13 protein-coding genes and 1 pseudogene are annotated in these 12,640 nt (G+C 42.2%); 8 read left to right on the top strand and 6 right to left on the bottom strand.

Annotation, left to right across the window (positions count from 1 at the left end; translation table 11 throughout):
- Positions 1-98 precede the first annotated feature (98 nt).
- The 4 genes from F972_RS02065 (at position 99) to truA (ending at position 4,757) form a co-directional block, all read left to right on the top strand.
- A complete protein-coding gene (locus F972_RS02065; RefSeq protein WP_004680564.1) occupies positions 99-1,598 on the top strand; it encodes a FimV/HubP-related protein in 1,500 nt (499 codons plus the stop codon).
- A gap of 61 nt (positions 1,599-1,659) precedes the next feature.
- Positions 1,660-2,916: a hypothetical protein gene (locus tag F972_RS02060; protein WP_004756184.1), complete on the top strand. Its 1,257-nt coding sequence runs from the start codon at positions 1,660-1,662 to the stop codon at positions 2,914-2,916.
- Positions 2,917-2,978: 62 nt separating this feature from the next.
- Entirely contained in the window at positions 2,979-3,944 is a 966-nt protein-coding gene (locus tag F972_RS02055) for an asparaginase domain-containing protein (protein ID WP_004756185.1), read from the top strand.
- Between the two features lie 15 nt (positions 3,945-3,959).
- A complete protein-coding gene (gene truA, locus F972_RS02050; protein WP_004756186.1) occupies positions 3,960-4,757 on the top strand; it encodes a tRNA pseudouridine(38-40) synthase TruA in 798 nt (265 codons plus the stop codon).
- Between the two features lie 44 nt (positions 4,758-4,801).
- Here the strand turns inward: truA and F972_RS02045 are convergent, their stop codons facing one another.
- Positions 4,802-5,809 carry an AraC family transcriptional regulator gene (locus F972_RS02045; RefSeq protein ID WP_004756189.1) on the bottom strand — a complete coding sequence of 336 codons (1,008 nt, stop codon included), beginning with the start codon at positions 5,807-5,809 and terminating at the stop codon, positions 4,802-4,804.
- A 229-nt stretch (positions 5,810-6,038) separates the two neighbouring features.
- Between F972_RS02045 and infA the strand changes: the two genes are divergently transcribed.
- Positions 6,039-6,260 carry a translation initiation factor IF-1 gene (gene infA, locus F972_RS02040; protein ID WP_001284370.1) on the top strand — a complete coding sequence of 74 codons (222 nt, stop codon included), beginning with the start codon at positions 6,039-6,041 and terminating at the stop codon, positions 6,258-6,260.
- A 63-nt stretch (positions 6,261-6,323) separates the two neighbouring features.
- On the opposite strand, the pseudogene F972_RS02035 reads toward infA, so the two are convergent.
- Positions 6,324-6,696, bottom strand: a pseudogene (locus F972_RS02035) (lysozyme inhibitor LprI family protein).
- A 182-nt stretch (positions 6,697-6,878) separates the two neighbouring features.
- On the opposite strand from F972_RS02035, the gene F972_RS16525 reads away from it, so the two are divergent.
- Positions 6,879-7,247 carry a hypothetical protein gene (locus F972_RS16525; RefSeq protein WP_081399026.1) on the top strand — a complete coding sequence of 123 codons (369 nt, stop codon included), beginning with the start codon at positions 6,879-6,881 and terminating at the stop codon, positions 7,245-7,247.
- 64 nt (positions 7,248-7,311) lie between these two features.
- Here F972_RS16525 and leuB read toward each other — a convergent pair whose 3' ends face one another.
- The 4 genes from leuB to leuC all read right to left on the bottom strand — a co-directional run bounded on the left by leuB (position 7,312) and on the right by leuC (position 11,230).
- Positions 7,312-8,391 carry a 3-isopropylmalate dehydrogenase gene (leuB, locus tag F972_RS02030; RefSeq protein WP_004680571.1) on the bottom strand — a complete coding sequence of 360 codons (1,080 nt, stop codon included), beginning with the start codon at positions 8,389-8,391 and terminating at the stop codon, positions 7,312-7,314.
- A gap of 43 nt (positions 8,392-8,434) precedes the next feature.
- Entirely contained in the window at positions 8,435-9,010 is a 576-nt protein-coding gene (locus F972_RS02025) for a hypothetical protein (RefSeq protein WP_004756193.1), read from the bottom strand.
- A 138-nt stretch (positions 9,011-9,148) separates the two neighbouring features.
- The gene (leuD, locus tag F972_RS02020; RefSeq protein ID WP_004680574.1) at positions 9,149-9,799 is read right to left on the bottom strand and encodes a 3-isopropylmalate dehydratase small subunit; all 651 of its coding nucleotides are present in this window, start codon (positions 9,797-9,799) and stop codon (positions 9,149-9,151) included.
- Positions 9,800-9,811: 12 nt separating this feature from the next.
- A complete protein-coding gene (gene leuC, locus F972_RS02015; protein ID WP_004659116.1) occupies positions 9,812-11,230 on the bottom strand; it encodes a 3-isopropylmalate dehydratase large subunit in 1,419 nt (472 codons plus the stop codon).
- Between the two features lie 270 nt (positions 11,231-11,500).
- Here leuC and F972_RS02010 point away from each other — a divergent pair, with 270 nt between their 5' ends.
- Together F972_RS02010 and F972_RS02005 are read left to right on the top strand one after the other, a co-directional pair.
- Entirely contained in the window at positions 11,501-11,707 is a 207-nt protein-coding gene (locus tag F972_RS02010; protein WP_004674543.1) for a DUF2061 domain-containing protein, read from the top strand.
- Positions 11,708-11,761: 54 nt separating this feature from the next.
- Complete coding sequence (locus F972_RS02005; RefSeq protein WP_004756195.1) at positions 11,762-12,625, top strand: LysR family transcriptional regulator; 864 nt, start codon at positions 11,762-11,764, stop codon at positions 12,623-12,625.
- Positions 12,626-12,640 lie beyond the last annotated feature (15 nt).

Below are 12,640 nucleotides of genomic sequence, written 5' to 3'. Positions count from 1 at the left end.
TTTTTCTTGTGATTGCCGATGAAGATTTTACAATTCATTTACATCACGGTAATGTATACTTTTGAATTGACTAAAACATCACTGTTTCATGGATCAAGATGACTATTTATAACAAATTAAAAATTGCCATTTTAACCATATTATCCTCGCAACATCTTTATGCAATCACACTTGATCCATTGCAAATCCAGTCCGCACCAGGCGAGTTGCTTTATGCCGAAATGAGCTTTCATCAGGCAGATGCCAATTCAAAACTGGATGTTAGCCTTGCAACGCCAGAAGACCTGATGATGCTCGGTGCAATACACCAACCACCCGCCGCCCTTAATTTTTTTACACGTCGTAACAACAAGGGTGAAGGGGTGATTGTCATTACCTCTTCAAGACCCATGACCGACGCCGAGCTGAACATTATTATTAAAATTCAGGAAAATGGCGCAGCACACCTAAAACACATCAGACAGCCAATACGCCAAAAAACCCAGATTGCAGCAGCCAAAAGCAGCAATGAAAAAACGCTGGCGCCTAAATACATTGTCAGTGAAAAAGATATAGCACTGAACTTGCCAGAAAGCACACGTTACAACGCAAATTCAGCAACAAATTCAAAAGAAACAAACCTAAAGCAGGAGAAACTCCTAAACGCACCCTTTGCTCTTCCTCCTGCATTAAATATTCCAGAGAGCAAAGCGCCTGTCGTCACAGCTATCTCGGTTGCACCTCCAGCTAAAGCAGAACAGACGACCACCATTCAGGCAGCAAACAATCCAACACCGCCTCCTATTTCCAATACAGCAGTGGCCGAGCAAAAACCAGTAACGCCTGCACCAACAATCAAGCAGGAAGTTCAGCAGGCTGCGGTTGTTCAGGCGACAAATGCCCAGCCAGCCAATGAAAATATTCCTGCTGAGAAACCAATCCAAAATACTGAAAATAAACTTGTGGAAAAAAAGCAGGATACCATGGCTGAGTATCAGGCAAAAAATAAAGAGCAGCCAATTAAACAGCCACCGCCCCAAAGCACCCCATCCGCAGCATCAGGTGAAAATAGTCAACAGCAACATCTGGTTAGACGTAATGAGTCACTATGGAGCATTGCACAGAGAATTGCAGGACAAACCCAGCAACCTGTGTACAAAGTCATGAACCAGATCAAGGCGCAGAATGAACATGCTTTTGTTGGGGGTAATGCCAATCGGTTAAGACAGGGTGCTCATTTAAATTTCAATTTGGGCACTGTCCCAAGCCACAAAAACCCAAGTACAAATCAAATGGCAGCCCAAACAGCGCATGGTGTGCCAGCAGGAAAAGCAAAATATCGCCTACAACAGGCGGAAATGACCCTGATTGCTGAAAGTAATCAAGATTCCAGTACTGGAAGTGCGAAAAAAGACACACAACAACAAAAAACCAGTGCAGATTTATCATTAAAAGTTATGACAGCACGCGAAAAAACCGTTACATTACAAAGAAACGTAACACAGTTAGAATTGGCATTACGTGGTAAGGAACAACGAATTCAGTTACTGAACGCTCGGCTTGCAGAGCTACAGGAACAGTTGAAAGCGCAACAGGAAACTAAAAAGCCAACACGCTAGGTTACGGGAAGATTCTCATAAATTTGCACAAAAGCGGCTCTATCTTCAAGGGGTATGGATCATGTCAACTATAATAATTGTACTGCTAGTCGTCGTACTGGTTGTTGCAGTCGTTTTAAAAAAACGGGGTGACAATCAAGGCAATACAGCATCCAAAAAAGGTGCTAGCAAGACAGCTAAAACAGCAGCTACAAAAAAAGTTTCACGTACAACACTGGCACGTGAAGAGCAGAAAGCCGCCCCACAATCCACGAACCCGATTCCAGACCGTCTGCGCCAGAAACTTGAACAGCAGATTCAAAGTGGCAACTACCAGACTGCTGAGGCACAGATCAATCAGGCCTTAAAACAGGATAATACCCAGCATGAGCTGTATCTGTTCCTGCTTGATATCCATTTGGCACAAAAAGATGATTTTGCATACAATCAATTGCTAAATCAAATTAAATCATTAAAACTCTTTGATATAGTTCAAGCTGCGGAAACTAAAAAGAAAGAACATCATGTAGTTGATGATCAATCCTTTGATACAATCGAGTTTAGCCCAAGCAATTTTCAACAACCGCATACACCTGCTGCACCGCCTGTTCAGAACCATACCGCTGATTTTGATGCACTGGTTCAAACCCCAGCAACACAGTCTTTTGATGATTTACAGTCTGAATACAGCACACCTGCTGAACAGGAGAAAGCTGCTGAACAAGTTCCTGAAGTTCAACCTCTGGATTTCAACTTTTCTTTTGAACAGAAAGAAAGTGCTGAGCCTAGTCCTGTAGCTGAACCCGTTGAGACAAAACAACAACAGCAACCACTTGAATTCTCATTCAATTTAGAACCAAGCACCACCTCTCCAGCAGTTGAAGAAACAAAAACTATAGAGAGCAAGCCAGAATTAAACTTCGATCTATCCATTCTGGAAGTCGGTTCAAACCAGACTGAAACCAAGTCAGAGGATATTCCAGCCCCAAGCCTGGATTTTAATTTTGAGCCATCTGAGAATAAACTAGAGACGCCACCTGCGGCTGAAAAAATCGAGTTCACCTTTGACGTTACAGAGACAGTTACCCAGACTGAACCTAAAACAGCATTTATTGAACCAGCACCGCAAGCCCCCGCAACAGGCAATGATCCTTTGGCCCAATCATTCCCTGATCTGCAACAGCTTGATGAAGCACAGCTTAACCTTGAACTGGCTGAACAATATATTGAGCTCGGTGTCTATGAGTCAGCACGGGAACTGTTAAAGAACAGCCAAGCGCTTCTAAATGCGGAGCAACAACAACGTTCAGAAAAGTTACTCAATAAAATAGCTTCCTGAATTTGATCCGTCTAATATAAGCAGTCTTATAGACTGCTTTTTTTATACCAAAAATTCTGATTATGCAAAAAATCGCTTTGATTTATATGGGTGGTACATTTGGCTGTATTGGCGAACCACTTATGCCAATGCCCGAACAAGCCTTTTTACCTTTGCTGGAAAAGGTTATCCCCCCCCATTTACAGGTTGAATGTTTCGCAGCTCCTAGCATTAAGGACAGCAGTGCATGCACAGCAGTGGACTGGCTGCAACTGATACAACAGATTCAGCAATTACAGCACAACAATTACCAATATTTCGTGATTATTCATGGTACAGACACACTAAGTTATGCTGCGGCAACACTTGCCCGTTTTCTGGGAGATTCATGCCATGCAATCATTACAGGAAGCCAGTATCCGCTACTGAATGTTGACGGAAATGACACACGGGAATTTACCGATGCGCTTGGAAATCTGTATTTGGCACTGGAACAGGTACTAAAGCTCCCTGAGGGTGTATATCTTGCTTTCCACCAACAGGTTTTTCATGCTCAAACCACATTGAAAGTACACACAACCGAACTGGATGCTTTTACAGGAATCCCTGCTACCAAAGAATGCCTGACATCTACCAATCAGTTTATTGTAAAAGATGATCACATTACACAGGCTGCACAACTGTGTGTGCTTAACCTCATGCTACAGCCAATACCGCAACAGCAACTAATCTTACAACTCAAAAACGTTCTGGCTGCACCTCCACAGTTTTTGGTGCTGCAAGGTTTTGGAACAGGCAATATCGCTGTCAATGATGAGATTTTGGCCTTGTTTGAAGATCTATATCATCAAAAGTGCCTGATCATTGTCAGCAGTCAGGTTACTTTTGGCCAACTTGACCAGCGTTATGCGGTCAGCTCATGGATGCAATCTGCCAGGGTTTTAATCAATGATTGTCACAGTCATGCCGATTTATATGCAAAAACATTGCAAATGTATTTAAAATACCCGACCCATGATCAACGCTTTGAACATTGGCATCATCATTAGCACTGAGGTTTAAATATGCAACGTTATGCAATTGGTATTGAATTTTGTGGTACTCAATACCGTGGCTGGCAAACCCAACAGGCAGGCGTTGCAAGTGTTCAGGAAACCATTGAGAAAGTTCTCAGCAAAATTGCCAATGCACCTGTCCTACTACATGGTGCTGGACGTACCGATGCAGGCGTGCATGCCACCAATATGGTTGCCCATTTTGACACTGAGGCAGTCCGCCCTGAACGCGGTTGGCTGATGGGCGCGAACAGCCAGCTTCCAAAGGATATTTCAATTCAGTGGATCAAGTGCATGGATGAAAATTTTCATGCCCGTTTCAAGGCTGTTGCGCGTCGTTATCGCTATGTCGTGTATAACGCCCCTCACCGCCCAGCATTACTAAATAAACAGGTTACGCATATCTATTATGCGTTAAATGCAGAGAAAATGATTGCGGCAGCGGCCAAGTTTGAGGGCACTCATAATTTTGAGTCATTCCGTGCAGCGGCCTGCCAGTCAAACCAGCCTGTACGCCATGTAAAGCATTGTCGTCTATTTAAACATGGTCGTTATTTAGTTCTTGATATTCAGGCAGACGGTTTCCTACACCATATGGTACGAAATATCATGGGTTGTTTACTGGAGATTGGACAGGGCCTATATGAGATTGAGCATATTGACACCATGTTCGCTGCACAGGACCGTAAAGCTGCTGGTATTACTGCACCGCCTGACGGACTTTACTTTATTCAGGCCTATTACCCTGAAGAATTTGACTTGCCACAGCCACCATTAGGTCCACAGTGGTTAAACCTGCCTGAATAAAAAGCCCTATCAATAAAAGATAAGACCTGGCCATTTTAAAAAATCTAGCGTTGTTTGCGTTTACGGTATTCCACTGGCGTTTCATTGGTCCAGCGCTTAAAGGCACGGTAGAACGTACTTGGCTCGGAGAACCCTGTTAAATAAACGATTCGCTCCACACTTTCATTGGTGCTCGCCAGCAGCCTCTTCGCCAAACGACAGCGATAGTCAGAAAGAATCTGCTGAAAGCTGGTATTGGCTTCACTCAACTGGGTACGCAAACGGCGTGGGGTAATATTCAGTTGTGCCGCAACAGTTTCCAGTGTGGTTTCACCACTTTCCAGTGTCGAACCAATAGCACGGCGTACCTCACCCACTAAATCGTATCGAGCCAGTTCTTGCAACTTCTCAATCGCAAGCTGTTCATGCAGCTGCAGTAATTCAGGTTCAGCTTGCCATAATGGATAATCAAGCACGGCATCATCAAAATAAAGGCGGGTTTCTTTTTGACCCAGACTGACAGGGCAACCATACACCCGAAAATATTCATCATCATCCGCACCTTCATTGAAGTTGAAGTCAATGTAGATTGGCTGAAACTGCCCTTCGGTAATGAATTTAAAGAAACGAAGAATACCTGACATCGCACATTCAGAAAAATGGCGATTGACCAGATTGTCAGACCAGTACTGTTCGCCATTGCTTAAATAACAGCGTCCATCCTGAATCACCAGTTTGGCATCAAAGGCATCACTGATCAAGCGCTGATAGGCCAGAGCACGTTTCAGGCCCTCCCCAAAGGTTTCACTACTGATAAATAGATGCTCAATCACCTGACCACGATAGAGCGGTAAATGCTCACCTAAATGCAATCCAATATCAGGATCATTGCTGACTTCCTGTGCCGCAATCCAGAATGCATTTTGCGCACTTAATGGCGTTCTGGCATTGGTATCAATTTGATTTAGCGCTACTCCTGCTTTTGTCAGAATCTCTTCAGTTGGCAATCCTGCTTTACGAATTGCCTGATAACCAAAGCGTAATACAACTGATGCATCTGTTAACTGACCCACGCAGTGCCCTTCCCTGTAGATACTTTATTATGACAATAACACTAAATTTAGATTAACGTTGATTGACCAAACTGACAACACTATTCTGCTTCTTTTGTTAAAAAAATTCGTCGATTGTCTGACAGTTTTTTCCAAATGATTACTCAAAGCTTTGCTGCAACTTCACCTTGTAAAATTCAAATAAATTGACTATAATTTGCCCCTTTCCAATTTGATCATCAGGTAGGCCATGGCCAATAAAGAGGAACTCATTGAGTTCGAAGGCGTTGTCACCGAAACGCTTCCTAATACGATGTTCCGTGTACGTCTAGAAAACGGTCACGAAGTTATTGCTCACATTTCTGGTAAAATGCGTAAACACTATATCCGTATTTTGACAGGCGACAGCGTAAAAGTTGAAATGACACCTTATGACTTAACCAAGGGTCGTATCACTTATCGTGCACGCTAAGAATTAGTGAATGCAAAAAAGCCACATCAATATGTGGCTTTTTTTAGGTGCATAAACAAGGGTTTATTCACTTAAACGTGTGGTTTTACATCCTACGGTTTGGCACTCACGTAGACGTTCCAGCAACCAGTGATTGCGTTCCTGTGTTGTGGTCAAGGCGGCATTGCACATCAACACTGTTCTGCTGTGAATCTGTACAGCTTGCGTCGCGATGACGTATCCATACGAGCTGTGCCTTTTTTAGAATCTTTTGTTGTGTCTCATTGAGCTGCTGGCGTAACTGCTGATAATTCTTGTTTAAGTCAGCATCGGCACTCGCATAAATTTTATTGGTACAGTAAATATCATCATACGTATTGCGTGCCTTATCACAATTATCTGCATGACTGAATGTTGCTAAAGCGCCACACATCAGCCCAAATATAAATTTGTGCATCAAGTTTTCTCAATCGCTTATTTGCGATCTATCTAAGCACATTTGAACTCAATTGAATATTGCCTAAAATAGACTAGTTTGTATATTTTTGTCAGTTCATACAAATGAACTTGCCACCAACATAATTTAAGAATTGAATAAAAATAGATCAAAATGGAAAAATTAAGTATTTATAATTTCTAATCATATTATCTTTACAAGCATGTACCACTGCATACCAAAATCGAACCAGCCTACCTAATTATTTACAACTTTTTATTGGGCAATCTGCAATCATAATCCAACAGCAGTTCGATTTAAAACCTCTAGGTTTTCAGACTATCGCCCAGCCAATCAAACAAAGCAGTCAGCTAATTTACACTGTCATTCGCCGAATTCGTATTCCTACTCCAACCGCTCAATCGGCTGGACTTGGTGCTCAAAATATACCAATTCAAAGTGCTGGCAATACAGATAGTAATTATGATCTCAATTTAAAATGTCATATCATTTTTGAGCTAGACCAACAACAAATTGCTCGCTCTATTCGCTATGAAGGCAAGGTGTGTTAGTTCGCCTATTGCATTGAGTTATAAAAAACGCAGCCTAAGCTGCGTTTTAAATTGGCTATAACACTTAGTTTAGTGCTGAAACTACAGCTTCACCCATAGCATCTGTGCCAACTTTTGTCATGCCTTCAGACATAATATCTGCTGTACGCAAACCTTGATCCAATACTTGACCTACAGCATATTCAATTGCTTTTGCTGCATCTTCTTCACGGAAGGTATAACGTAACATCATCGCAACTGAAAGAATAGTTGCCAATGGATTAGCAACATTTTGACCAGCAATATCTGGTGCAGAACCATGACATGGCTCATACATGCCTTTACCATTTTCATCTAAAGATGCAGAAGGCAACATGCCGATCGAACCTGTCAACATTGCTGCTTCGTCAGATAGGATATCACCAAATAAATTACCTGTGACGATCACATCAAACTGCTTTGGTGCACGTACTAACTGCATCGCTGCATTGTCCACATACATATGTGACAACTGGATATCTGGATATTGTGCCTGCTGCAAGTCAGTTACGGTTTGCTTCCACAATTCAGTCACTTCAAGGACATTTGCCTTGTCAACTGAACACACCTTGCCACCACGCAGACCTGCAAGCTCAAACGCCACCTTGGCAATACGCTTGATCTCACTTTCTGAATAAACATCAGTGTTATAGCCTTGCTTTTCACCATTTTCCAGTTCACGAATACCACGTGGCTGACCGAAGTAGATACCACCTGTAAGCTCACGTACAATCAGGATATCCAGACCAGCAACAATTTCTGGCTTCAGACTTGAAGCGCCCGCCAATTGTGGATAAAGGATTGCAGGACGCAGGTTGGCAAACAGGTTCAATTCGCTGCGGATTTTTAACAGGCCACGCTCTGGACGGATTGAACGTTCAATGGTATCCCATTTAGGCCCACCAACCGCGCCCAACAAGATTGCATCGGCTTTTTTCGCCTGCTCACTGGTGACAGCTGGGTAAGGTTCCCCATGTGCATCAATCGCAGCCCCCCCCAACAAACCCTGTTCCCATGTCAAACCCAAATTAAATTTTTCATTGACCTTGTTCAGGACCTTCTCAGCAGCGCCCACAATTTCAGGACCAATCCCATCACCTGCCAAAATTAAAATATGTTTAGACATCTATTTTTCCAGTTTCATTAGTGCAGTTTTAAACTGCAATTCATTAAATCTTTTTCTCAACAAACTCGCCCACTCCTGTCACCACATCATATGGGCGGCAGAAGCGGCGAATGGTATGCTGTTCTTGCTGTAAATCCACACATAAGGGTTCAGGTGCAGATACATTTAATAAACTACCCGAACGATATGCACGGTCTCGGTACATTTTAAAGGTATAGCTTTGATTCGGCTTGAACTCGTGAATCACATGGAATATCTCGGCGCGGTCTGGTGAAATTGGATAGAAACGAATCACAACCTCATATTGCTTGGCAGGTATACTTAAATAGACCTGCTGTTTTCGGCTGAAAACCGAACCATCCAGGCGGATGATGCCATGTTCCATTGCCTGCCGACTGATACGATGGGATTTCGCATCCATCACAACAATGTCATTGATTCGTTCAAACTCACAATTCTCAACACCTGAACAATATAAAGTTGCATTATTCACTTTATTTTCCAATGTGGTCTGTGTAATTCGAACCTGATCAACAACAGTCGGCGCGTTTTGACATGCCGTTAAAGTTGTCGCAAGACCTAAACACAGCAAAATACTGTAAGCGAGTCTTCTTTTCATTATTCAAGCCCAGCCCTCATAACATGCACACATGCAAGCAAATATTATTCGCTAGCATGTTAGCAAGAGTTCAATGTCTGCGCTATGACTATCTTTAAAATGTCCCCAGACATTCAGGTATCTCCAGTCAACAAAAAACTAGGCCTTTATTTCCTGAAACACCCAGGGACGCGCCTGTTTGGCTTTTTCTTCATAGGCACGAATATCATCTGCCACTTGTAAAGTTAAGCCAATATCATCCAAACCATTTAATAGGCAGTGCTTACGGAATGAATCAATTTCAAATTTAAATGCTTCACCTGTTGGCGTACGTACTTCCTGAGCCTCTAAATCGATGGTCAATTGATAACCCTCAGTTTCAGCACATTCCTTGAATAACTGATCAACAATCTCTTCAGATAAAATCACAGGCAACATGCCATTCTTAAAGCAGTTGTTAAAGAAAATATCGGCAAAGCTTGGCGCGATCACGGTACGGAAACCATACTCATTCAATGCCCAAGGCGCATGCTCACGGCTTGAACCACAACCAAAGTTCGTGCGTGCCAATAAAATCGTTGAACCTTGATAACGCGGTTTATTCAACACAAATTCAGGGTTAATCGGACGTTTGCTAATGTCCTGCCCTAAATAACCTTCATCCAGATAACGCAATTCATCAAATAAGTTATCGCCAAAACCTGTACGCTTAATTGACTTTAAAAACTGCTTTGGAATGATTAAGTCGGTATCAACATTTGCACGATCTAAAGGTGCAACAATACCTTGTTCTACAGTGTATTTTTTCATGATTTTGCTCCTTTAGAATGAACGTACATCAACAAAGTGACCTGCGATTGCAGCCGCTGCAGCCATTGCAGGGCTCACCAAATGTGTGCGACCACCGTTACCCTGACGACCTTCAAAATTACGATTCGAAGTAGATGCACAATGTTCACCTGGTTGTAATTTATCAGCGTTCATTGCTAAGCACATTGAACAACCTGGCTCACGCCATTCAAAACCAGCGTCTAAGAAAATTTGATCCAAGCCTTCTTGTTCTGCTTGTTGCTTCACCAAACCTGAACCTGGAACGATCATCGCCTGTTTAATACTAGATGCAACTTTACGCCCTTTCACGACATCTGCCGCAGCACGAATATCTTCAATACGAGAATTGGTACATGAACCAATAAAGACACGATCCAATTGAATATCAGACAATGCTTGACCAGCAGTTAAACCCATATATTGATAAGCACGAGTCCAGTCATTACGTTGAACATCATCTTTTGCTTGTTCTAAAGTCGGTACTGCTTGCGAAACAGGGATCACCATTTCTGGAGATGTTCCCCAAGAAACTTGTGGCTCAATCTCAGCACCATTCAATACGACTACCGCATCAAATACAGCATCTTCGTCTGAGTGTAAGGTATTCCAATATTCTACCGCTTGATCCCACTGCTCACCTTTAGGCGCATAGTTACGATCTTTCACATAAGCGATGGTTTTGTCATCAACAGCAACCATACCTACGCGCGCACCAGCTTCGATCGCCATGTTACAAACAGTCATACGTCCTTCGATCGACATATCACGGAACACCTGACCACCAAACTCAATCGCATAGCCTGTGCCGCCAGCAGTACCGATTTTGCCAATAATCGCTAAAACAACATCTTTCGACGTCACGCCTTTGCCTAATACACCATCAACACGAACAAGCATGTTTTTCGATTTTTTCTGTACTAAACATTGAGTTGCTAACACATGCTCAACTTCAGAAGTTCCAATACCATGTGCCAAACAGCCAAAAGCACCATGTGTTGCAGTATGTGAATCACCACACACCACCGTCATGCCAGGCAATGTCAAACCCTGCTCTGGCCCAACTACGTGCGCAATACCCTGACGGATATCATTGATACCAAATTCAACGATATTAAATGTTTTACAGTTATCATCTAAGGTTTGGACTTGGATACGAGACGTATCATCCTCAATCCCAGCAATACCTTGCTCACGCTCTTTTTTAGAGGTCGGAACGTTATGATCAGGTGTTGCGACATTGGCACTTAAACGCCATGGCTGACGATCAGCAAGTTGTAAACCTTCAAATGCTTGAGGGCTAGTCACTTCATGTAATAAATGACGATCAATATAAATCAAGCTTGAACCATCATCGCGCTGCTTAACTAAATGGTCATCCCATAATTTGTCATATAATGTCTTGCCTGCCATGTCGTCGCTCTCCAACGTGCTTGTCATAGGACTGGGTAACTAAATCTTAGATTTATTATAGCAATGCTTTCACATAAATCTAATTTATCATTTTTATTAGTTATTAAACTTTTTGGAATATATAATTCATTTGTGCATCAATTTTTTCAATAAAAGAGATAAATCCTTAGCTATCTAAAAGTTCGATCATCAAGAGTAGAAATTTCTTTTTTACTTTTTAAATGATAATCATTATTATTTAATTAAATAGGATTTGAAGTGGTGAGCGATATGGCAAACATTCAGCAATTCGTGATTAACAATCAACGGACTTTAAAAAAAACCTTGAGTTACTACATCATGCATATTAGTGTTGCAATGATAGTTGCCTATATGATTACTGGCAATTTAATCATGGCTGCAACCTTGAGTTTAATTGAACCAACCGTACAAGCTTTTGCCTTTTTCTTCCATGAAAAAGTTTGGAATTATTTTTAATTTTCCGCATCAATATTTGAGCACCTATTTTTAAAGTTATTTGAGTAAGCCTGTATGAATCTTGCTGCATTTGAAGCATTTTTAAAAGTGATGGAAACGGGTTCAATCTCAATTGCAGCAGAACAACTTTTTATTACCCAGCCTGCCGTCACTAAACGTATTCATGGTCTGGAAGAATATTTTGGTGTCAAACTATTTGAATCTGCGGGACGAGGGATTCAGCCGACCCATGCAGCACATTCCCTTTTACCCAAAGTGAGAACCTGGCTGAATGAGCTTGGAGAAATTCACCATACGCTGAGCCATGAACAATCACAGGTACAAGGCCGTTTAAAGATTGGCACCAGTCACCACATTGGCCTACACCACCTTGCTGCACCCCTAAAGCGTTTTGTACAGCAATTTCCGCAAGTGACATTAGATGTGCATTTTGTTGATTCTGAACAGGCGCATGAGCAAGTTCTGGCAGGTGAACTGGAGCTGGCGTTTTTAACCCTGCCTCCTGTTGGCGATGATCGTCTCAACTATGTCACCATCTGGAATGATCCTTTGATTTTTGTCACTGCACCTTTTCACCCATTAGCACAGCAAACAGAACTGAGTCTGGAAAACCTGATTGCCTATCCAAGCCTGCTTCCCGCCTCACATACCTATACCAGCCAGATCACGCTGGCGGAATTTGAAAAGAAAGGGCTAAAACCGAAAATTACCATGAGCAACAATCCTTTAGAGTCAATCAGGATGTTAGTTTCTATTGGTTTAGGTTGGTCGGTATTACCTAAAACGTTGGTGAATCAAGATTTAAAACAACTTGATCTGAATCTCGATATGCAACGTCAACTGGGTATGGTGTGGCATCCTGCACGAATCCAATCAAAAGCAGCGGAAGAATTAATCAATATGATGCAACTTGGCTAGGTTAGCTAAAGCCAA

The organism is Acinetobacter sp. CIP 102529, from assembly GCF_000368325.1.
In the GTDB taxonomy this organism is placed as follows: Bacteria; Pseudomonadota; Gammaproteobacteria; order Pseudomonadales; family Moraxellaceae; genus Acinetobacter; species Acinetobacter parvus.
Note: the sequence above shows the minus strand (reverse complement) of the source record. Positions and strands in the feature narration are given on the sequence as shown.

Coding starts and splice junctions, on each gene's coding strand:
- F972_RS02065 (WP_004680564.1), top strand. CDS start 99: ATGACTATTTATAACAAATTAAAAATTGCCATTTTAACCATATTATCC.
- F972_RS02060 (WP_004756184.1), top strand. CDS start 1,660: ATGTCAACTATAATAATTGTACTGCTAGTCGTCGTACTGGTTGTTGCA.
- F972_RS02055 (WP_004756185.1), top strand. CDS start 2,979: ATGCAAAAAATCGCTTTGATTTATATGGGTGGTACATTTGGCTGTATT.
- truA (WP_004756186.1), top strand. CDS start 3,960: ATGCAACGTTATGCAATTGGTATTGAATTTTGTGGTACTCAATACCGT.
- infA (WP_001284370.1), top strand. CDS start 6,039: ATGGCCAATAAAGAGGAACTCATTGAGTTCGAAGGCGTTGTCACCGAA.
- leuB (WP_004680571.1), bottom strand. CDS start 8,391: ATGTCTAAACATATTTTAATTTTGGCAGGTGATGGGATTGGTCCTGAA.
- F972_RS02025 (WP_004756193.1), bottom strand. CDS start 9,010: ATGAAAAGAAGACTCGCTTACAGTATTTTGCTGTGTTTAGGTCTTGCG.
- leuD (WP_004680574.1), bottom strand. CDS start 9,799: ATGAAAAAATACACTGTAGAACAAGGTATTGTTGCACCTTTAGATCGT.
- leuC (WP_004659116.1), bottom strand. CDS start 11,230: ATGGCAGGCAAGACATTATATGACAAATTATGGGATGACCATTTAGTT.
- F972_RS02010 (WP_004674543.1), top strand. CDS start 11,501: ATGGCAAACATTCAGCAATTCGTGATTAACAATCAACGGACTTTAAAA.
- F972_RS02005 (WP_004756195.1), top strand. CDS start 11,762: ATGAATCTTGCTGCATTTGAAGCATTTTTAAAAGTGATGGAAACGGGT.